Source organism: Lutibacter agarilyticus (genome assembly GCF_900188235.1).
Taxonomy (GTDB): domain Bacteria; phylum Bacteroidota; class Bacteroidia; order Flavobacteriales; family Flavobacteriaceae; genus Lutibacter; species Lutibacter agarilyticus.
Genome location: NZ_FZNT01000003.1, coordinates 269290 through 292223 on the forward strand (window position 1 = coordinate 269290; position 22934 = coordinate 292223).

A 22934-nucleotide genomic window follows, 5' to 3' on the forward strand; every position below is an offset into this window, starting at 1 on the left:
GTCTTCTTATACTCCACACTCCACTCTACCCTTAAGGTGTAGAGCGTTTTTGAACTACAATAAGCGCTTATTTCGCTATCAGAAATTAAGTTTAATCTAAATTATTTTTTAATGAATGCAATTATTTTAGAAAAAGGAGAGTACAACAAATTAGTTCAATTAGTTTATGAAATCAAACAGGATTTGAATGAAAAATCACAATCTCTAGAAGGCGCCTTCGTAGACAATAAACAATTTTTAAAGCTAATGAGTATTAGCGCACGAACAGCTCAAACTTGGCGATCTGAAGGAGTTATAGCCTATTCCCAAATAGGTAATAAAATATATTACCAAATGAGTGATGTAACAAAACTACTAGATAAAAATCATAATGAGTCTTTTAAAAACAATAACTATTAACAAACTAAGAACATGAAAAATACAACAAAAATAAATTTTAGAATCCCAGAATATCTTAAAGAAAAAATTGAACACTTAAGTGAACAGAATAATATATCAACATCCAAAATGGCTAGAAAAATGATTGAAGATTATGATGAAAATATTATGGCTGAAGATGAAAAGGACTCACAAATATGGAAACACGAAATTGTACAACTTGTCTCCTGGCTTTATCGAAAAAGATTGGATCCAAAGGCTTGTGATGATGATTATGATGATCTCATAGCTGCTGTATATAGAGTTATAGATTCAAAATATTTAAGTTTAGAAATAAAACATGAATTTTCAAAGGTTGAAGAAGAATTAAATACAGTTTTGGACTTACCTTCTTATGATCATTATTACTTTCAATTTGCAATAGACACGAACCCCAATAAATTTAATTTCAAATTATTAGAGAACTTTATAAATGAACCAATAATAGGACAAACATACGAGGTATATAGGAGTTAATTTATAAATGAACGGTATAGAGATAACTTTAAAAACAATATAGTCACTATGTAATACTGTATTACATAGTGACACAAATTAAACACCTATTTTAAATGAGCATAGAAACAATAGAAGGAATTGAAGATAATATAGATAATCTGGTACTTTCAAATAAAGAAAGATCACTTTCAATGCTATACGACATTATAAATCAGCTTCCAACCGGATATTCTGATATGATTAACCAAACTTTTAAACATAAAAGAGTTCCAAAAGAATATTTATTAACCTCTATACTTTATACAATTAGCACTTCTATTGGATTGACTTTTTTTATTAAAGCCTTGGGATATAAAAATTATGCAAACCTTTACTTCACACTTATAGGAAGCAGAGGTGACACAAAATCTGAAGCTATGAAAATTGCTATTGATCCATTAAAGGATATTGATGACATGGATTATGATCTATACAAAGAAGATCTTAAAAATTGTAATGAAGATTCAAATGAACCCGAAAGAAAACAACTATTAATTCAAAATGCTTCTATTGAAGCTGTTCATAAAATACATTCAGAAAACCCCAACTCAGTTGGCATTTCAATTGATGAAATTTATTCTTTAATTGAGAAAATGGGTAATTCTTCAAGTAGAGATGGTGTTGCTTGGAGAACTTTTTTTTTGGAAGGATATACGAATGGACATGTTGATATATCAAGAAAAACAACAAAAAGTTTTAGAATTAAAGAAACATACCCAACCCTGTTAGGAGGTCTACAACATCAATTTATTCCTAAGTTATTTGCCAATGGGAACTTAGAAAGCGGATTCATTGACAGACAACTATTCACTCCAAAACTCACCAAAAATAACGAGCTATCAAGAGGTCAAATTTCTTTTGAGGTTATAGACACCTACAATAGATCCATATTGAATATAATAGCCTACAAAAGACAGAGTGAGAAACCTGAAGAGCTAACAAAACAATTTAAAATTGAACTGTCAAAAGAGGCGGAAGATAAGTTATTTGATTATTCTCAAAATCTCATATTTAAACAACAGAATGCTGAACCAATTATAAAAGAGTATATGTCTAAAATGCAAATCTCCATTCATAAGTTTTGCTTATTGGCACATATGATGAAAAAATCTATTGATTCGGATTTTAGATCAATCTTAGAGCTTGAAACTGTTGAGTTAGCTATTAAGTTCAATGAGTTTTACTTTATAAATTTTAAAATCATAATTGAAGAAAATCTATCTCAATCTGATAAAGAACCAACACTAGAGCAAATAATAAAACTTGCTAAAAAAAATAACGCTTCTCAAAAGGCAGTTGCTGAAGTTACAGGGTTTCATAAAGGAACTATCTCAAAAAAATGGCCTAAGGGAGTAAGTAACCAGCAACTGGCAACTTCAAACACCCTCAAAAATACAGGATAAACACCTTACATAAAGATAATTACAGTTTAGTTATTAATATTAAAAAGTTGCCAGTTGTCAGTTGTGAAAAATAATTTAATTAAAATAGAACAAAAATTTCAGTTTAGTAATAAACGAAACCTGAATCTAATAACACCATGCTGTAATAAATCCAATAAGAACGGTAAGTTTGTAAACTATAGGGAACTTCCTGAAATTTATGGTTATTGTCATTCGTGTGGTAAAGCTAACTTACCACCCAGCCTCTATAAAGATGAAAAAGGTGTAGAATATATATGGAATGATGTAAAAAAGTGTTTTGAACCTATTGTATCACACATGTATTACAAAGATGTATTACAAGTGTATCACAACAGTGTGATACAACGTGATACAATAATCAAAAATAGCGTGATACAATGTAATACAGCTGTCGATAATAAAGAGAAAACTATAAAATATGTACCAAAAAGCATTGTATTACGGTGTTTTAATCAAACTCCAGAAAACAATTTGATGTATTACATACGTAATACATATGGTAATACAAATGCAAACAGAATAAAAGAACTGTATTACATAGGTACAAATAAAGATGGAGGCACCGTATTTTGGAATATAAACAATCAAGGTAAAACACAAAAAGCTAAAGTTTCGTATTACAATTTAAAAGGCAAAAGATGTAATCAATTTAGAGTTCCTTACAAAAATGAAGATGGGTATTACAGTTGTTTGTTTGGAGCACATTTAATTGATCTTCTTGAAAACAAACAAAAAGTCATCATTTTAGTTGAAAGCGAAAAAACAGCAATTATTGGCGCTATTCATTTACCTAAATATATCTGGCTCTCTTATGGAGGAATAAATGGCTTAACTAAAGAAAAATTAAATGTTTTAATTGGTCGTAAAATTCTTATCATTCCAGATATGAGTAAAAATGCAGTTGAAATAATGAATAAAAAAATCTCATCCTTAACTCAGTTAGGCATAGATGTAAATATATGGGACATGACAAATGGTAAAACCGATAGGCAATTAAAAGAAGAAGGCTGGTATAATTGTGATTTGGAAGATGTTTTTAGAACTTTTTAAATCTTGCTTAGGTTAAAACAAAAACCCACCTCTCTTTTTAAAAAAAAGATAAAGGTGGGTAAAAAAATTGCTATAAAAAACAAAGCACAACAAAAAGATGTAACAGGTATTACATGGTTTAATAAAGGAACTGTTTCAAAAGCAAGGAATAATAGTAAGAGCAACTGGCAACTTCAACAACAGTTGAAAACCCAACTTAACAGCCTCTAAAACAAGATATTTAGTAATCTTTAAGTTAATAACAAAAGTTGCCAGTTATGAAGAAACATATAATAAAGTTGAACAAAATTTTGAGTATAAACATAAAAGGAATGTTTCTTTAATTACACCTTGCTGTAATAAGCCGAATAAGGACGGTGAATTTTTAAATTATAATCACTTCCCTGACAGATATGGTTTCTGCCATTCGTGTGGAAAAACTTCACGTTCTCCTCGCCTATATAAAGATGAAAAAAGCAATGAATATACTTGGAATGATCTAAAAAAAAAATTGAACGACTTGTATCACAATTGTACTACAATGAAAATGAAATGTATCACAAAAGTGTAATACAACGTAATACAATTATCGACAATAGTGTAATACAATTAGTTTGTGACACTATCCCGTAAAGTGTGTAAACTTATTTATAGGGTTCAATTTATCAAAGTTGAACCCTATTTTCAAATAAAGTCATAAATTGGTTTAAAATGATTCCCCAGTTATGAATTGGCATAGTCCATTTTTTTGTAACTTCACCAAGCGCCAAATACACTGATTTTTTCACAGCTTCATCCGTTGGAAATGACAGTTTATTTTTGGTATATTTTCTAATCTTTCCATTTAAGTTTTCAATAAGATTTGTAGTGTAAATAATGCGTCTTATTTCCACAGGAAAATCCAGAAAAGCTGTAAGTTCATCCCAATTTTTGAACCAAGAATCTACAGCGTAAGAGTATTTACTATTCCATTTTAATTTAAAGTCTTCCAATGCAGCTCTTGTTGCTTGTTGGTTTGGAGCAGTATAGATATATTTCAAGTCTTTGGTAAACTCCTTTTTATCTTTCCAAACTACATATCTTGCAGAGTTTCTGATTTGATGTACAACACAGATTTGTTTGGTTGAATTGGGGAAAACCTGCGTAATTGTATCGGTAAATCCGTTCAAATTATCGGTAACGGTAATTAAAATGTCCTGAACACCTCTGGTCTTTAAATCTGTTAAAACAGACATCCAGAAAGCAGCACTTTCATTCTTACCAAGCCTCTTTCTCCGCTAAAAACCCTGGATCAATTGATTTACTGTTTTTTATTTTTTTAAATACAAAACGAAAGTGACTGATTTGAAGTAATATTATTCTCTTAAACTTAAACCATATCTATTACCGTCAACAGTAATACTCATTTCTGATTTATTTCAAAACCAAATTTCAATAGAAAAGGAATCACTAGAAATTAACATTTTTGTATTTTTTAGAAAATCATCACCAAACTCACCCCAAATAATAATTTCAGTTTGGACGGGACTTTTTTTATATTTTTATTTTACTCTATTCCAGTACTTTAGTGTTTAATAATTCTTTTTTGTACCGTGTTTTGTTCCGCAAACTCTTAGATAAAATTTTAGAGTTAAATTTTACTTTGGAGGTTATTGTTTAAACATTTTTTGAAAACTAACACCTTCTTCATTAATTATTTTTACCAAATAGACTCCTGCTCTCAGATGCCCTAATTCAATCTTCCCTCTTTCATAATTTGTTTTAGATAAGACAAGACTACCTTGAATGTTATAAAATAAAACTTGAGACTTCTCTTTTAATCCTTCAACAAAAACTGCATCAATTGAAGGATTAGGATAAAGATTCACCCCTTCCAATAATTCAAAATTTCCCAAACCTAAGGTAGCACCTGAATTATCAAAATTATCATCAAAAATTTGTGTACCTGGTTCATTGGTACAGTCTGCTGTTGCAAAAGCTGATGATCCACAAGCTGTAAAGGTTTGATCTAAAAATGTAGCGTCCGTTTCAAACGTAACTTGAGAAGGTTTTGCATAATCTAAATATTGTATTTTTATATGAAATAACTTACTTAGTGTTACTGTCACATTATTAGTATCCATGCTCCCTGAACTCAAACTCTGCTGAAAACTTAATGACACCCTCGAAGTTGTATTATCATTTTGTATGAAATCCTTATATATTGGCAATAAATTTACAGCTCCTAAAATATAACCAGCTGGCTGAGTATATTCAATTTTTGAATTGGCTGAGACATTTTCTCCAAAAGCCTCCGTATTATAATTTAAATATAATTGCCCTGAACCTAATTTAAAATCTGTATCTGTACTTATCATTACATCTACTTCATAATAATCATTGGTTCCATCGTTCGTGTTTTGTGCATTTTCAAAACTAAAATATATCTGCTGAGCATTTACATTTAACGTTGTTATGATAACTACAATTAATAAAGTAAGTAATTTTTTTGCTCTTTTTGTGTAAAATTGTTTCATATTTTTTTTTTAAAACTGTTGCCCTCTTCCTAGGTTTGCGTTAATAATATTATTGATATCTGTGTTTTGAATTTGACCATTCATATCTAAATCAGCATTGGAATACCCCGATCCACCCAATTGTAAAACGATGTTAGATATATCCGTATTTTGAACTTGTCCATTACTATCGTAATCTCCTCCAATCAATGTTAGATTATTGGATACATTCAATACAGCATTACTTCCTCCTTGAATTAAGGATACATCTGTTGTAAAATCAACACTTAATGGAGTAGATGAAAGAAAAAGTGATGTAGATGAAAGTATTCCTAAATGGTTTCTATGATTAATCGCTACGTAATAATCATCAGCATTAACATTATATGACAAGACTGAAACTCCATCAACAGCAACAATATCACCATCCCGCTGTATCAATCCAGATTTACCCGAAATAACAGTTTCGTTATTCAAAGCATCACGAAGTTCTATCCATACCCAATCTACAATATCATCTTTAACTAATCCTAATCCAGAGATTCCGCCTGTATTAAATACATTTGGATTTACAACCACAGCATCACTATATGGACTCGTTGTTGGTAAATTACTAAGACGTAAATCATCATTCATTAAATCTGGTATAGACGGATTTGAAAATGGCCCTTGTAAAAACATTTTTAATCCTAAACTCACTTTATCCACAAGTGTCAATTCCCCTATTTCTAATGCTGAACTATTAATATCGGCGTTGCTTGTATCACTTATAATTACATTAGAAAAATTAAATTTATAATTACCTAATCCCACATTACCAGCAATGCTAATAGGAAGTTGAATTATTGACTCTCCTCCTACACTTATTGATGAACTACTTAGTGTGTACAAAATAACCCTATAACTTGTTCCTCCAATACTTGAAGCTGCAACATCAAACCCTTCAGCTCTTCCAACAGCACTAACATTTGCAATATCCAAAGTAAAATCAATTGGTAATTCAACATCAAACTGAACCCCTCTAGCAAGATCCTTATTCTTTAGTAAAATTTGACACATATTGGTTTCATTACGATACACTTCCTGATTTTTGACCATCACATAGTTTGGTGAAAATGCAGATGCCTGTACCGAAAGGGTATTCTGTTCAGTTAGTCCATTGTTTTTAAATGAAATGGCTTCCTCAAAATCACCAACCTCCAAAGGGGTATAATCCAAATTCACATCCTGATAAGATCCAACTGGAATAGTTAAAGGTAACTGAATATCCAAACTCAACTCTGAATTATCATAAACTACTTCATCAATTAATAATGATGCATTTCCTGTATTAGTCAATCTCAAAGAAGTTTGCTGTGTTTTTGTAATTGGCACACTCCCAAAATTAATATTTAAAGGGGTTATTGATAGATTAGGTGAATTTATTTGAATAGATCCACTATATGAATTTGAAAGAATATTTTCTTGAGCAATATTCGTTAAAATAGCATTTGACACATTCAATCCAAAATATCCAGAGCTAACAGTTGGTTTTAATTTAAAGCTAAATAATTCTCCCGAATTTCCTGTGAAATTTTTGTTTGAAGGTGAATACCCTATAAAACGAAGTGTATTTCCATCAATTAAATTTACACCTATTAAATGATCATCAAATCTACTTGTTTCTATAATTGAATTAGGTACGTATTCAATTCCCTCTGGAAGTGTAATATCAAATTGAAATCCCGTAAAATCTTCCATATTGTCAACACTGACAGGTATTTCAATTTCCGAATTTATTTCTGCAGAACCACCTCCAATTCTTATAGTGTTTACGGCATAAACAACTGCATTTAAAATAACTTTTTGAGCGCCTCGAACTAAATCAGGATCATTATTTACAAAACTTAATTCTTTAGACCCATTAAATTTTGTTGAAGTATCAATCGAGACAGCTAAATAAGTTGTTGAATGGGCTGGGATATCAATGGGAAAACCTCCTTGAATACTAAAAGGAAAAACATCATTTATACCTGTAATTTCTAAAGGCTGATTCCCAGAATTTCGTATAGGTAAACTCCTTGTCTGATTCGACCCTAATAAAACGCTTCCAAAATAAACCTGACTTTCTAACACCTCCATTTTTGGCCCCAAAACGGTTATCACTCCATTTTGAATAGTTGAAGAAATAGAACCTGCTGATGAAGATGAAAAATCAACATTTGAAAGTGTAAAAGGATAATCTCCCGAATTGTTTTTAGATTTTAACTTTAATAACATTAAACCTCCCGAGTTCCCTATAATATTTAATGTGGTAAAATTATAAATAAGGACTCTAACAACTCCTTCTGATATTGAATTTAAACCTAATGAATGATTTGCACCTCTACTGGTTAAACTATGCCCAGTTAATAGTTCAAATTCATTCGCATTGTAATTTATATCAAATTGAATTGCAGCTATTCCATCGGTGTTTTCCAATGAAATAGCCAATTCAAATTCCGTAGCGGTAGTTACTCCTTTAGTTTCAACAGAAAGCACATTCTGAGACAGAATACTATTTGAAAAACCAAGAAAAAGTACCGTAATTAGAAATATCTTTATTTTCACAATTACTTTCTTATTATTATTTGTTTAACTTCTTTTTCTTTTATTTCTCCCTGCTTAAATGCTTCTATAACTAGAAAATAAACACCATCATTTAAAAACTCCAAATTAATAGGATTTACTCCCTGACCCAATGAACTTTTAATTTTGTCACTCGACCAAACCATAACTCCATTTAAATTGTATGCTCTTATAAGTAATAAATCTCTTTCTTCAGGTAAATAATGATATAAAGTCATAAATCCATTTGAAGGATTAGGACCTAATTTAAAAGATTCTGTTGGTGTAATTAGCTCATTAAAGTCAAACTTAACCGCCAATTTCATTCCTTTTGGTGTACCTGCTGCAGATTTTTCAACATCTAAACTAACCTCATTATTATCAAATTTGGTCAATAATTTTGTTATTCCAGGTTCAATTGATATTCCTGAAAAACTATATATCATTATTGTTTGATCTGCTTCTTTACTGAAGTTTAATCGATCAAAATTGGATAATTCTTGAGAAAGATCATAATCAAAATCAGTATCAAATACCAACTGCATTCCTGCTATGGCTTCGTTTGAAGAAACATACAAATCATTTCCTTCCCAATAAAATAAAGCATCATCTATTGGAATATTAGAATAGTAATTCCATTCGTCTTTTGAATTATTATTTTTACTAGCTGGAGATAAAATAATATCAACCGTTCCAACGATATCTAATATATCCACTACTTCATCATTATTAACATCGGCGGCTTTAAATACAAATGGAATTGGATTAAGACCTAAAATATAATTTACATTTAGCACTAGATCAGTCACAGTCACCTTTTCATCTCCATTACTATCTCCTAATAATGCATTCACCGAGCAACCATTTTGATCAACAGCATCTCCTTTTGGAGTGTTTGGACATATATCCAAACTATTTTCAATACCATCTCCATCACTATCAGAGTCTATACCTGTTGCTGTAACCTTAAATTGAACAGGAGTTGTAAATTCTGAACCTGAATAAGATGCATCAACTGCCTGAACCGACCAGTAATAAGTTCCTTCAGGTAAACTTAATTTCCATTTTAAATTGTGTTCTACATTTCCTTTTTCAGCATCTTTTTTAACGCCATTTGAATTTGAATTTGAAGACATTACATCTTCACCTCCTGGTGTAGTTCCAATTTTAATAGCATATGTTAATCCAACACTAGGTGTATGATCATCAGTTGCCGGGTTCCAAGAAAATTCTAATGGAATATCAACTGAGCCATCAGTTCCCTCTAAAAATACTATATCATTTACTACTGGAACAGACGGAGCATTATTAACAACAAATTCAGTTATTGTAGCTGAACTCTTAGCAGAACTTTTCCCTGCGTATTTAGGTCTTTTCCCAGCTGGTTTACCTAATACTTCCGCAGATTGATTTCTAACATTTATATAGGTTCTAAAAATATTGCCTCCATTTGTTTCTGCACTTTTACCTGCAATTACAAAATCTAAATCACCATCTCCATCCAAATCACCAAATTCTACTTCAGCTTTTATAATATCGCTTACGTCAAATGCACTTTCAACATATGTTTTTGTAGCAGCATCATATTCACTTAGCTTAGTGATATCTCCAATTCCTTCAAAAGTTCCTGAATACAACAAATCAGTATATCCATCTCCATCAAAATCTCCTAAATCAATTTTCCCATCTCTCATTGGCGACAGACCATTTGCTAGCCTTGGCCATTCCGAGATACCTTCATTTAATTTGTTCATGTAAATTTCAAAAACATCACTTACTTTACTTTCTCCAGTGAATACGGCATCTAAATCGCCATCTCCATCAAAATCAATTAAATCAGTTGTCCCATTTTTAACAGCAACTAAATTATTAGTGGTTTTTTGTAAGGTAAATTCACCGCCCAATTCCGTTACATTTTCGTAAATAAAACTTTGTATACCAGTTGAAGCGTTAAAACCACTTATGATGAAATCAATATCCTGGTCATTATCGATATCCCCCAAATCATAAGAGGCATATTGTAATGGGTCTATTTGACTAGAAACATCATCTAAATTAAATGTACTTGTTACAGGATTGTACTCATATAAATAAAGTTTAGGAACCCCTGAAATGGAACTACTAGACATTCCAACTAAAAATATTTCGGCTTGCCCATCATTATTTAAATCAATTATCTTAGCCTTTGCCTTGTACAAACCATTTCCAACATTCCTTGGAGAGTATCCAGAACCATTACTTAAATATATTTTTAATTGATAATTGGAATTAACCCAATGATTGATTAAAATATCAGCAACTCCATCCCCATTAATATCACCTACTTCACTATTTGTAATACTATTAATATAGCCAAATGGATTTGAATTTTCTTTTATTAATTGCTTTCCATCAAATTTTAGTAATTGAGTCTCAGAACCCGTTTCTGAACCATAAATTACATCTAAATCGTTATCATTATCAACATCTCCCAATTTTAAAACAGGGTCAGCAACTCCTTGAACACTTCTATCAACAATACCTCCCTGATTTAAAATTTTCCACTCATAGACTAAGGTAAATGAATCTTCATCTGAAAACTCACTGCCTTTTAATCCTGGATCTACTGCTTGAACTGACCAATAATAATTTCCAGGGTCTAACTGCATATCATAAAAATTTGTATAAATAGGTGGCGCTTTTGAAATAAGCCTAATACCTGTTGTTAAATCACTCTCTGTATTCGATAACTCTGTTCCTCCTGGGGTTGTACCAACTCTAATTACATATCCTAAATTGGTAGCATAATCATCTGATGGTAAATCCCATTTAAAACGTATTTTTCCATTCCCTAAATCTTCAGCTACTAAACCTGATATTTGGGCTGGTGCTGCATTTTTCTTATTTGCAATTTCAGTTTCATACAATAAGGTTTCTGCTCCACTAGACCCAATTCCTGTTAAAAATAAATCTAAATCGCCATCCATATCATAATCTACCCATGTCGCAGTAGACTCTCTCAGTCCTTTTAATTCAATTTCAGAATCAACAAAACCATTAGAATTTTGCTTAAATAATTTTGTAACTGGTACTCCTTCCTGACTTTCACCAGTTAAAACAACATCATAATTCCCGTCATTATTATAATCTGCTATTGAAATATCTCCATTTTTCAATTTTGGAAATAAACTTTCTATGTTTGAGTAATAATAATCTGAATTTAGAGTATTCGTATAAAGCTGTGTACTCCCATTACTATCTTCTCCACTTGAAATAATTACAAGCTCATTTTGAGCATCATTTATTTTTGCAACTTCAATAGATGAATTTTTCAATCTTAATTCTTCATATAACTGCCAATTACTATTTGTATTTGTTGTTCTTATATACGAATTTAAGATGTAACCACCGCTTGGGTTTCCTGAACTATTTTGTCCATTGTAAATAATGTCATTATCCCCATCTAAATCTAAATCTACTATTTTAAGATCTCCATTGATAAACCCTTCATGATTAAATAGCAACTCTTTTTCGAAATTATTTGAAGTGTCTTCTTTGTAATATACATCAAACACATAATTATTTGCTGCATCTTGACCAGCAATAGCCAAATCAATATCACCATCATTATCTAAATCACCCCAAGCCATTTTAGTAGAGAATAATTTTGGTAATCCATAACCATTAGTAGGTTCAAAATAGGTACCTCCATTATTCATATAAACTTTTGTTTGAGGTGCTGAACCATCAAAACCAGAAACTACCAAATCTATCCAACCATCTTTATTTAAATCTACCCAAGTGATATCACCACCATATAGTTTCGCGAAATTTTGATTGGTATCTACAAATTCTCCATCTACATTTTCATATAATAAAGTAACAGCTCCTAATATATTACTTTGCCCCATTATGGCAACATCTTTATCGCCATCTCGGTCATAATCTCCCCAGGAAACAGCTCCTTCAGACAAGCCCATAAAAGGACTACTTTTAAGCGCTAATGTTTTTGTGTTATCTAATAAAGTTACAGATAAATCTTCAACCTCCGTTAAAATAGCATTTTGTGTTCCTGTTTTCTTTATAACAATATATTCATCACCTTCCTCATTTAACTCATCTTCAATACCCGACAAGGTAAGTGAACCTTCAGTATCACCAGCTTTCACAATTACTTGTAAACTTGCTTCATATTTTTGGACACGATGATTACTATAATCTGATACATAAATATTACCTATTGCATCAACCGTAAAATTATAGGCATTATTAAATTGGTTTGCTTCAGAACCATATCCATTTCCTCCTGCCACAACAATACCTGAAGTTATACTTGCTGGGTATTTTAGAACACTTTGACTATTTTGATCTAACACATAAATGTTTTCATTTAAATCAATATGTATATCAGTAGGATAGTTAATGCCAGCGATTACCGTTTCTCCTTCTATAGCATTTGGGGCCCATTTTTGGATTCGATTATTATTCGTATCTGCTACATAAATATTTCCATCGCCATCTACAAAAACTGCTTGAGGACTAGATAATTGATTGTTTCCATTACCAGCCTCATTTCCACCTGCAACTGTAATTCCTTCAATTGCTCCAGGCTCCCATTTTTGTATACGGTGATTATTTGTATCAGCAACAAATATATTACCCATCTCGTCTATATAAAAACCTTGTGGGTAAGCTAATTGATTATCGGCAGTTCCATGTGAATTTCCACCCGCAACCACTTCTCCAGATGAAGCTCCCGGAATCCACTTGGTAACGCGATTTTCATATATTTCTAATGCGTATATATTTCCATTTACATCTACAAAAACATCAATTGGATTACCACTAGTAATTACTATTTCACCTTCTGTAGCCCCAGGTATCCATTTTTTAATATTTCCATTAGAATGATCTGCAATATATACATTACCCATAGCATCAACAAAAACACCTCTTGGATTGTATAATTGATTTGCTGCATTTCCATAACTATTTCCACCGGCCACTGTGCTTATTTCTACAGGTGTATTTCTTTTAAAATCGCCATCATAAATTGCTGTTCCAATAGATTCCAAGCTAACCATAACATCTTTTGAGCTTGCATAATCTAAGGTTGCAATAATATTGAAGGTTTCATGTTCTGCAATAACATCTGTAGATGTAGTAATTACCACATTAGGATCATCATCACTTTCTAGTAATAAAGTTGCTTTATCTACTAAAGCTGTTGCATTGGTAATTGTATTTACTTTAAAGACAATACTGTCTAAAACCTCCACTAGGACATCATCTAAATCTTTTGTTGAAATTGTTAATGTTCCTTTAGAACTATTTGCAGGAATAGCGATTGTTGTACTACTCACCACATAATCTGTAGTTTCTATAGCACTCCCTTCTAGTGTAAATGTGACAGCTACATCTTTAGCTGAAACACTTGATACTGTAGCCGTAAGTGTGACATCTGTATCAGAATTTTCAGTAATTTTTTCTTCACTAAACGTAAATGCCACTGTTGGTGGTTCGTTTATATCTGTTAATGTAACAGCTATTGGATCTGCACTTCCTAAAACAGCATTACTAGCAGTGGTATTTAAAATAATTGTTTCATCCAATTCATCTCGAGTATCTTCTATTCCTGAAACAGTTAATTCTGCAGTTGTTTCACCCGATTTAATTATTATTTGTGGTGAAATATCATATTTTTGAATACGTGAATTCTCTGAATCTGACACATAAATATTACCGGTTGTATCAACAATAAAATTATATGGATATGCTAATTGATTCTCTGCCGAACCAGAACCATTTCCTCCAGCAACCACAACACCCGTATCCATTCCTAACTCAAATTTTTTGATAAGACTGTTATTAGGGCTTACTATATAAATAGCGCCATTGTCATTTACATAAATATCTGTTGGATAATTAAAATTACTTATAATGGTTTCTCCTTTTGTTGAGTTATTACCCCATTTCTGTACTCGATTATTTTCTGAATCTGCAATGTATATATTTCCTTCAGAATCTATAGAAACTGCATTTGGATAACTTAACTGATTTGCAGCATTACCTTGCCCATTTCCTCCAGCTACCGTTATTCCTTCTGCAGCACCAGGCTCCCATTTTTGTATTCGTTGGTTATCAGAATCTGCTATATAAATATTTCCAACTTCATCCACGAAGAAGCCTGTAGGATTTCTCAATTGGTTGGAATCTGAGCCATAATCATTCCCTCCTGCCACAACAATACCAGTGGTATCACCTAAAACAAATTTACGAACTTGATGAAGACCTCTCTCTAACACATAAATTGCCCCTTCTTCATCCACATAAACATCTATTGGATCACTAACTCCATTTATAATTACTTCTCCTTGAGTTGCTCCTTTATTCCATTTTTTAATCCTACTATAACCAGCTTCTGTAATATACATATTTCCTGTCGCATCTACAAAAACACCTCTGGGGTTATATAACTGATTATTAGCACTTCCTCTTCCGTTACCACCAGCTACTGTACTAATTCTAATTACTGAATTACTTGTAAAATCTGTATCGTACTTTGCTTCACCTACAGATTCTAAATCTATAACAACATCTTTAGAGATTGGTGCATCTATGGTTGCTGTAATTGTAAAACTTTCATTTTCTCCAATAGTTGTTGCAGAAATAGCCAATGTAATAATTGGGTCGTTTACATTTTCAATATTTAGTGTAATTTGCTGTTCACCATCTTCAGAAGCATTCACCACACTTTCAATAGCTACAACAATAGTTTCGTCAAATTCTACTAAGGCATCAGTAAGTACTGTAACTTCAGCTGTACTGCTTAAAGAGCCTGCAGGAATTGTTATTGTATTTGAAGAAATTGTATAATCTGTGTCTAAAGTTGCAGTACCTGTTGTAGTTAAATTCACAGTGGTGTCATAAGGCAACACTGTTTCCATAGCTGCCGTAATTATAATTACACCAACTTCTTCGTTTACTAATTCTTCTGCTACACTTAAGGATACTTTTGGTTCTTTAGCTAAAGAAAACCAACTTTCAAAACCTTCTATTTGGTCGTCTACACCATCCGCAGTTGTTGTATACGCTGTTAAAGCATATTCTGTGTCAATTAATCCTCCGACTAAAGTATAGGTGTTCACATTTCCTAAATCAATTACATTTGAATATGACAAACCAGTAGGATCTCCATAATATAATTTATAACCTATAACACTTGTTTCACTATTTGGTGTCCAAGTTAAAACAACATCACTTCCTGATGGTACTTTCGCTATATTTAATGGTGGAGAAATTACGGTAGAAGTTGTGGTGTTTGGAATACTAAGAATTGGAGTAAATGTTACAATTCCTATATTTGAAAAAACATCATCTGGACTATGATAAATTAAGTCTTCAACTTCCAATTCATCAATTGTTCCCCAATAATTATTGGTCGCTGTTATGTTATTATTATTTTGATTGTTTAATGCATATTCTTTATTTTTAGTGAAATTGTTATTTTGAAAATCAAAAACACCATAGGTTCCTGTTACTTTTATACCTGTTGTGTTATTAGTAATAATAGAGTTTGAAATTGTACTTTGATAATTATTGTAATCATATATTTCAACTCCCGTTCCTGCTCCTCTTCCAGTTATCAACGTATTTGTGATGGTCGCTTTCCTAGAATATACTCCTTGAATATCCATTTCCTGACCTTCCATTCCTTGATATGTTTCCGTACCATCAAAAGAAATTACTGAGTTTGATATTTCAACATCATTTTGAGGAAGGTTTAAAGGTGAATCAACTAAAATTGTTTTATTAATAGAGATATCACCTTCATATCCTGAAAAATTCGAATTGTAAATTTTAGACCCATCAATTAAAAAACTAGACTGGTACCATTCACCATAAATTTTAAAACTTGATGAAGCAAAATGAGAATTATATATTTTAACTCCACGAGAGTATGGAAAATCAATTATTGAACTGTTTATTACACAACTTCTTAAAGTAATAAAATCTGAATAGTTATAACCTTGTAATGAACAAGAGTTGAAAATAGAATTTTCAATATTTAATTCAGCTGAATTCCAAATCCCTTTTGTAGCAACTCCTGTATTGGTAAATGTACAATTGTTTACATTTAAAGAATTGGTGTTTTTTATTTCGTCTTGAATATTAGAAGATTCATCCGCCAATTGTATAGCTCGTTGAGGACCAGTAAAGTCAACATAATTTATAGAACTATTATTTAAATTAGCACTTTGAAATAAAATCATACTTGTTGAACCAACAGTACTATTCCCATTAAACGTTACATGACTTAAATCCGTACCGTTGATGTTAATATTACCATTCACTACGATCTTACGATCACCCATAAAATTAACTTCTACATCAGGTTCTATAGTTAAGGTAGCTCCTGCACTAATTTGGGTGTGCCCTACAATCGTGTAAGGATTGTTTACTGCTCTCCAAGTTGTATTTGTAGAGATTACTCCCGAGATATCACGAATTTCAACAATGTCGTTAATGGTAATAGTGAAAGTATCACTAAAAACATCAGTACCATCATTGGTTTCTACTCTTATCTCATAGGAATCCTTGGTTTCAAAATCAAAAACTTCATTGGTTAATAATTTATCTCCTGAAATGGTAAAACTAGTATTGTCTGTATCTCCGTCTCCAGCTACTAATGAATAGGTAAAATTAGATGAGTCAACATCTGTTGAAGTAAGGCTTCCTATTTCTGTTCCAATATTTAAATCTTCATCAATTGTTAATGAGGATAAAGCAATAGCTGTTGGTGTATCGTTAATATCATTAACTGTAATCGTGAAAGTATCACTAAAAACATCTGTTCCATCACTGGTTTCTACTCGTATCTTGTAAGATACTTTGGTTTCAAAATCAAAAGATGCTGCGGTTAATAGTTTATCTCCAGAGATAGTAAAACTTGTATTGTCGGTATCTCCTGTCCCTGTTACTAATGTATAAGTAAAAGTATCTGCTACATCAGCATCGGTAGTTGTAAAGGTTCCTACTTCTGTGTCAATGGCTAAATTTTCATCTATCGTTAATACAGATAAAGCAATTGCTGTTGGGGCTTGGTTTTCAAAAACATCATTAACTGTAATAGTAAAGGTGTCACTAAATATTCCACCATTCCCATCATTAGTTTCTATTCTTATCTCGTAAGAATCCTTGGTTTCAAAATCAAAAACTTCTTTGGTTAACAATTGATCTTCTGAAATAGTGAAACTTGTATTATCAGTATCTCCTGCTCCTGCTACTAAGGTATAAGTAAAGGTATCTGATCCATCAACTGGAAATGAAGTAAGTGTTGCTACCGCTGTTCCAATGGCTAAATTTTCGTCAACCTTTTCAACTGACAGAACGATTACTGCTGGTAACTGGTTTTCAAAAACATCATTTACTGTAATAGTAAAGGTGTCACTAAAAGTAGCTGTTCCATCATTGGTTTCTACTCGAATCTCGTAAGAATCCTTAGTTTCAAAATCAAAAGATTCAGCTGTTAATAGTTTGTCTCCTGAAATAGTGAAACTGGCATTGTCGGCATCTCCTGTTCCAACTACTAACGTATAAGTAAAAGTATCTGAAACATCAGCATCGGTAGTGGTAAAGGCTCCTACTTCTGTTCCAATATCTAAATTTTCATCAACTGTTAATGCCGATAAAGCAATTGCTGTTGGTGAATCGTTAATATCATTAACTGTAATCGTAAAGGTGTCACTAAATGTTCCGCCGTTACTGTCATCCGTTTCTATCCTAATGTCATAAGTTGCTTTGGTTTCAAAATCAAAAGATTCAGCTGTTAATAGTTTGTCTCCTGAGATTGTAAAACTGGCATTGTCTGTACTTCCATCACCTACAACCAATTCATATGTAAAAGTATCTGACCCATCAACTGGCGCTGAAGTAAGTGTTGCTACTTCTGTTCCAACTATTGAATTTTCATCAACTGTTGAAGCTGATAATGCAATCGCTGTGGGTGTTTGGTTTTCAAAAATATCGTTTACAGAAATGGTAAAGGTGTTACTAAATATTCCTCCATTACCATCATTCGTTTCTATTCTTATTTCATAAGATGTCTTGGTTTCAAAATCAAAAGATTCAGCAGTCAATAATTGGTCACCTGATATTGTGAAACTAGCATTGTCTGTATCTCCTGTTCCTGAAATTAAGGCATACGTAAAAGTGTCGGATACATCAGCGTCCGTTGTAGTTAAAACGCCTACTTCTGTGTCAATGGCTAAATTTTCATCAACTGTTAATGCAGATAAAGTAATTGCTGTTGGTACTTCATTTTGGGCAAAAACTGAAGAAGGAAATGTGAAAATTGAGAATACTAAAAAAAGTAATAATTTTTTCATAATTAATTATTTTAAGAAATGATAAGGCATAGCAGAAATACAATTATTTACACATCGTAATTTGAGTATAAAATTATTGTTTCGTTTTAAAATGATTTTAAATGGTTCAGAATTGAACTTAAAAGATAGTCTATCCCAATTACTGAAATAAATAAATTGAAACAATAGGGTTAATTCGAGTAGTTTTTTTTTCATAAAGCGATTTTTGGGGGATGTAACTATATTTCAATCAATAAAGGTAATTTTAATTTAAAGTAAATATTTATAAAATGAGTTAACGTGCGTAAGTTTTGAGCGAACGTAAATATTAGGAATGGTTTCATAACAATTTTTTACAACCTAAAATAGGTGTTAAAATACATAGCTTTTTATATTCCAAATCCATTGTTAAAGTTTATTATTTCAATCAACTTTAAACAATTTTATATTCAGAATATAACAAACTTAGGTACTTATTATCAATAATTTAGTGATAATTATCAGCTAACCTCTTATTATAGATTTTGAATCTTTTTTTATTTAAGGTTAAATTTTTGTTTTAATTAAAAAAAATAATGATTTATTTAATAAAACCAAATGTAGGATTAATAACTAATTATATGTTACGGAAATCCGTAGTGCATTTATAAATTATTAAAATTTAGATATTTTGAAACAAAAAACCACCCCTAAAAAGAGGTGAAAAATTAAAATGCATACCCTATATAAAATCAAAAAACCTAAACTTTATCACTAAAAAACTATTAAGGATTCAAAAATTGGTCTACACAGGACTTGAAGTACGCTTTTTTAAAGGGGTAAATCATAATTAACAAACTATCTACAACGACTGGTATCGTTTGTTAATACCCATTTTTTATTAATCTATTAATTTTGAATACCAAATTAGTACCCATTTAAATTTAAAAACAATCATCTACTTAATTGTCAAGTGATTACGTCTTATGTTTATGGAGCCGGCGTCTCCACTATTTTTATTTGAACTATTACAATTTCTCTTCATCTAAAGATGAAGGTATTTTTAAACTTTATCTTTTGAAATCATCCTATTCCACTTTTCGAATTAAAAATAGCTATTTTATAGTTCTATCTAACAGATTTCATTTTCTAATTAAATATCATTTACCAACAAATAATAACTAGTTCTAAAAATATATTAAAACTAACTTATTGATTTTAAAGCATAAAAAAACCCACCTCTAGGAGATGGGAAAATTGCTATGAAAAAGAATGTTAATAAAACCATTATTGAGGTTAGGTTTTACCAACGGTCAAATTTAAAGTGAAAAAACTATTTATTCTATGATAATTATCAATTAGCAAAAAAAATAATCAAGGTTAGGTAAATTTTAACTATTTAACTTTATAATACTACTTTTAAAAAACTATTTAGAACTTAAGTAAAAGTAATTAGACTATCTATTTTTGAATAATTAACAAAAAAACATCACTAAAAATCTGTTTTTAGAAAAATTTAACATTAAATATCATTTTCACTTTATAAAACTTCATATCTTTGTACCTGATAAGCATATCTTTATGTTTATCAATCTTTTTCATAGCAATTTTCCTCACTCGAAAGAGTGAGGTTTCTTTTTTATAGACCTTACTTCATTCTTTTATACCTATATTTGCCTCCCAAATTTTAACTATATGTTTTTAGGAATAGAAATTACCGAATGGGTTGGCTACTTAGCTTCCGTTGCGCTCATTATTTCATTTATGATGAAAAATGTAAATACTTTAAGAATTATAAACTCGGTTGGAGCTATTTTGTTTATTATTTATGGAGTAATGCTAGCAACATCTTTACCCATAATTATTACTAATGTTTTTATATTGTTAGTAAACATTTATTATTTAACCATTAGGAAAAATAAATAATAGTATTTTAGTAGTCTAAAAAAATAATTTCTTTTGAAACAAGTAATAGTTTCAGTTACTAACGACATTACTACCGATCAACGGGTACACAAAGTATGCACTAGTTTAACTGAAATGAATTTTAATGTTACTGTTATTGGTCGAAAGCTAAAAAACAGCATTCCTATAAATAGAAAGTATAGCACTTTAAGATTCAAATTGCTTTTTAACAAAGGTGTTTTATTTTATGCGGAATATAATTTGAGGTTATTTTTAAAACTACTTTTTACTAAAAAAGATATTTTATTAGCCAATGATTTAGATACTTTATTGCCAAATTATTTTGCAAGCAAAATATTTAAAACTAAATTAGTATATGATAGTCACGAACTGTTTACAGAAGTTCCAGAACTAATTGATAGAACTTTTGTTAAAAATACTTGGCTGCGAATTGAAAAATTTATTGTACCAAAACTAAAACACAATTACACCGTTTGTAATTCTATTGCTAATTATTACAATTCTAAATATAATACAAACTTTAAAACGCTTAGAAATTTACCTTTTAAAACAACTAATAATTTAAATGGCACATTTCCTTTTAACACTAACAATCAAAAAATAATTTTATACCAAGGAGCTTTAAATAAAGGAAGAGGGCTAGAATTAATGATTGAAACAATGAAGCGCATAGATAACGCTATTTTTGTTATTATTGGAAGTGGAGATGTTGAAAAACAATTAGTTCTACAAGTAAAAAAGTTAAACCTTCAAGAGAAAGTAAAATTCATTTCAAAAATTACACCTAAAGCATTACAAAAACTAACCCCATTGGCTGATTTAGGGTTAAGCATTGAAGAAGATTTAGGTTTAAACTACAGGTTTGCACTTCCAAATAAAGTGTTTGATTATATACAAGCTCAAGTTCCTATTTTAGTTTCAGATTTGATTGAAATGAAACAAATTGTAGAACAATACAATGTTGGTGAAATTATTTTAGACAGAAGTCCAACAGCATTGGCCAACCAAATTACAGCAATGCTACAAAAAGGTAAAAGTTTATATAGTAAACAACTTATAAAAGCCAGTAATGAGTTAATTTGGGAGAAAGAATCTAAAAAACTAATTGAAATTATAAATAATCTTGAATAAATATTTAAATATTATTTCTTTTGATGTGCCTTACCCACCAAATTACGGTGGAGTAATTGATGTTTTTTATAAGCTAAAAGCATTACACAAATTAGGTGTTAAAATTATTTTACACACTTTTGAATATGGAAGAGGCGAAAACAAAGAGCTAAATAAATATTGTGATAAAATTTATTATTACAAAAGAAACTCTAAAATTAAAAGTTCAATATCTAAAATTCCTTTTATTGTTAAAACCAGAGCTAATAAAAGTTTAATTGAAAACCTGAAATTGAATGATTTCACAATTTTATTTGAAGGCTTACACACCACATACCCTTTAGTTATTTCTGAATTTAAAGACCGAACTAAACTAATAAGAATGCATAATATTGAGCATAATTATTACAAAGGACTATCTAAAAGTGAAGAAAACAGTTTCAAAAAAATATATTTCACTTTTGAAGCTGCTAAACTTAAAAATTATGAAAGTATTTTAGATAAAGCTAATTATATTCTTTCTATATCTCCATTAGAACATCTTTATTTTTCAACTAAATTCCCTTCAAAAACAAAATACATTCCTGCTTTTCACCAACATAATTTCATCAAATCATCAGAAGGCATTGGTGATTATGCCCTGTACCATGGTGATTTACGTATTGCTGATAACTTAAAATCCTGTTCCTTTTTAATTGATGTTTTTTCTGAAATTGATTACCCTTTGATTATTGCTAGTAGCACTATTAACAAAAAAATGTCAACACGTATTAAAAAGCATACAAACATTAACTTTATAGATATTACTAATAACAATCAACTAGAAGAGTTACTTAACAACGCCCATATTAATGTACTTCCAACATTTCAAAATACTGGAATTAAGTTAAAATTATTAAATGCATTATACAGTGGTAGATTTTGCATTGTAAACAATGAAATGATTCTTAAAACAGGATTAGAGGATTTGTGTATTATTGCAAATACAAAAAAAGAATTTCAAGAAAAAATTAAAGAATATTCTCTCATAAATTTCAAAAAAGAAGATATTATTAAACGCGAAAAAATTCTTAAAAATCTCAATACAAATACAAGTGCATTAGAAATTTTAAAACTTATTTAGA

At 30.6% G+C, this 22934-nt stretch carries 11 protein-coding genes and 1 pseudogene; 8 read left to right on the forward strand and 4 right to left on the reverse strand.

The window, feature by feature from the left end; translation table 11 throughout:
- Positions 1–111: 111 nt before the first annotated feature.
- From CHB67_RS06235 to CHB67_RS17190, 5 genes are all read left to right on the forward strand, one after another.
- Positions 112–399 carry a helix-turn-helix domain-containing protein gene (locus CHB67_RS06235; protein ID WP_089380897.1) on the forward strand — a complete coding sequence of 96 codons (288 nt, stop codon included), beginning with the start codon at positions 112–114 and terminating at the stop codon, positions 397–399.
- Positions 400–411: 12 nt separating this feature from the next.
- Complete coding sequence (locus tag CHB67_RS06240) at positions 412–894, forward strand: hypothetical protein (protein ID WP_089380898.1); 483 nt, start codon at positions 412–414, stop codon at positions 892–894.
- 95 nt (positions 895–989) lie between these two features.
- The gene (locus tag CHB67_RS06245; RefSeq protein WP_089380899.1) at positions 990–2318 is read left to right on the forward strand and encodes a DUF3987 domain-containing protein; all 1329 of its coding nucleotides are present in this window, start codon (positions 990–992) and stop codon (positions 2316–2318) included.
- A gap of 495 nt (positions 2319–2813) precedes the next feature.
- Complete coding sequence (locus tag CHB67_RS17310; protein ID WP_141119683.1) at positions 2814–3389, forward strand: DUF6371 domain-containing protein; 576 nt, start codon at positions 2814–2816, stop codon at positions 3387–3389.
- Between the two features lie 54 nt (positions 3390–3443).
- Positions 3444–3599 (forward strand): hypothetical protein, encoded by a 156-nt coding sequence (locus tag CHB67_RS17190; protein ID WP_176461227.1) that lies wholly within the window; start codon positions 3444–3446, stop codon positions 3597–3599.
- Between the two features lie 434 nt (positions 3600–4033).
- Here the strand turns inward: CHB67_RS17190 and CHB67_RS06260 are convergent.
- The 4 genes and pseudogenes from CHB67_RS06260 to CHB67_RS06275 all read right to left on the reverse strand — a co-directional run.
- Positions 4034–4633, reverse strand: a pseudogene (locus CHB67_RS06260) (IS256 family transposase); the annotation flags it as partial.
- Between the two features lie 384 nt (positions 4634–5017).
- Positions 5018–5884: a T9SS type A sorting domain-containing protein gene (locus tag CHB67_RS06265; RefSeq protein WP_089380902.1), complete on the reverse strand. Its 867-nt coding sequence runs from the start codon at positions 5882–5884 to the stop codon at positions 5018–5020.
- A gap of 9 nt (positions 5885–5893) precedes the next feature.
- Entirely contained in the window at positions 5894–8452 is a 2559-nt protein-coding gene (locus CHB67_RS06270; protein WP_141119684.1) for a choice-of-anchor D domain-containing protein, read from the reverse strand.
- 2 nt (positions 8453–8454) lie between these two features.
- Positions 8455–18816: an FG-GAP-like repeat-containing protein gene (locus tag CHB67_RS06275; RefSeq protein WP_089380904.1), complete on the reverse strand. Its 10362-nt coding sequence runs from the start codon at positions 18814–18816 to the stop codon at positions 8455–8457.
- Between the two features lie 1653 nt (positions 18817–20469).
- Here CHB67_RS06275 and CHB67_RS06280 point away from each other — a divergent pair.
- Genes CHB67_RS06280 through CHB67_RS06290 form a run of 3 tightly spaced genes read left to right on the forward strand, consistent with a single transcriptional unit; the run spans position 20470 to position 22933 of the window.
- Complete coding sequence (locus tag CHB67_RS06280) at positions 20470–20700, forward strand: uroporphyrinogen decarboxylase (RefSeq protein ID WP_089380905.1); 231 nt, start codon at positions 20470–20472, stop codon at positions 20698–20700.
- Between the two features lie 33 nt (positions 20701–20733).
- On the forward strand, positions 20734–21831 hold the full coding sequence (locus CHB67_RS06285; RefSeq protein WP_141119685.1) for a glycosyltransferase: 1098 nt from the start codon (positions 20734–20736) through the stop codon (positions 21829–21831).
- Positions 21824–22933 (forward strand): glycosyltransferase, encoded by a 1110-nt coding sequence (locus CHB67_RS06290; protein WP_089380907.1) that lies wholly within the window; start codon positions 21824–21826, stop codon positions 22931–22933. The genes CHB67_RS06285 and CHB67_RS06290 overlap by 8 nt, the downstream gene beginning before the upstream one ends.
- Position 22934 lies beyond the last annotated feature (1 nt).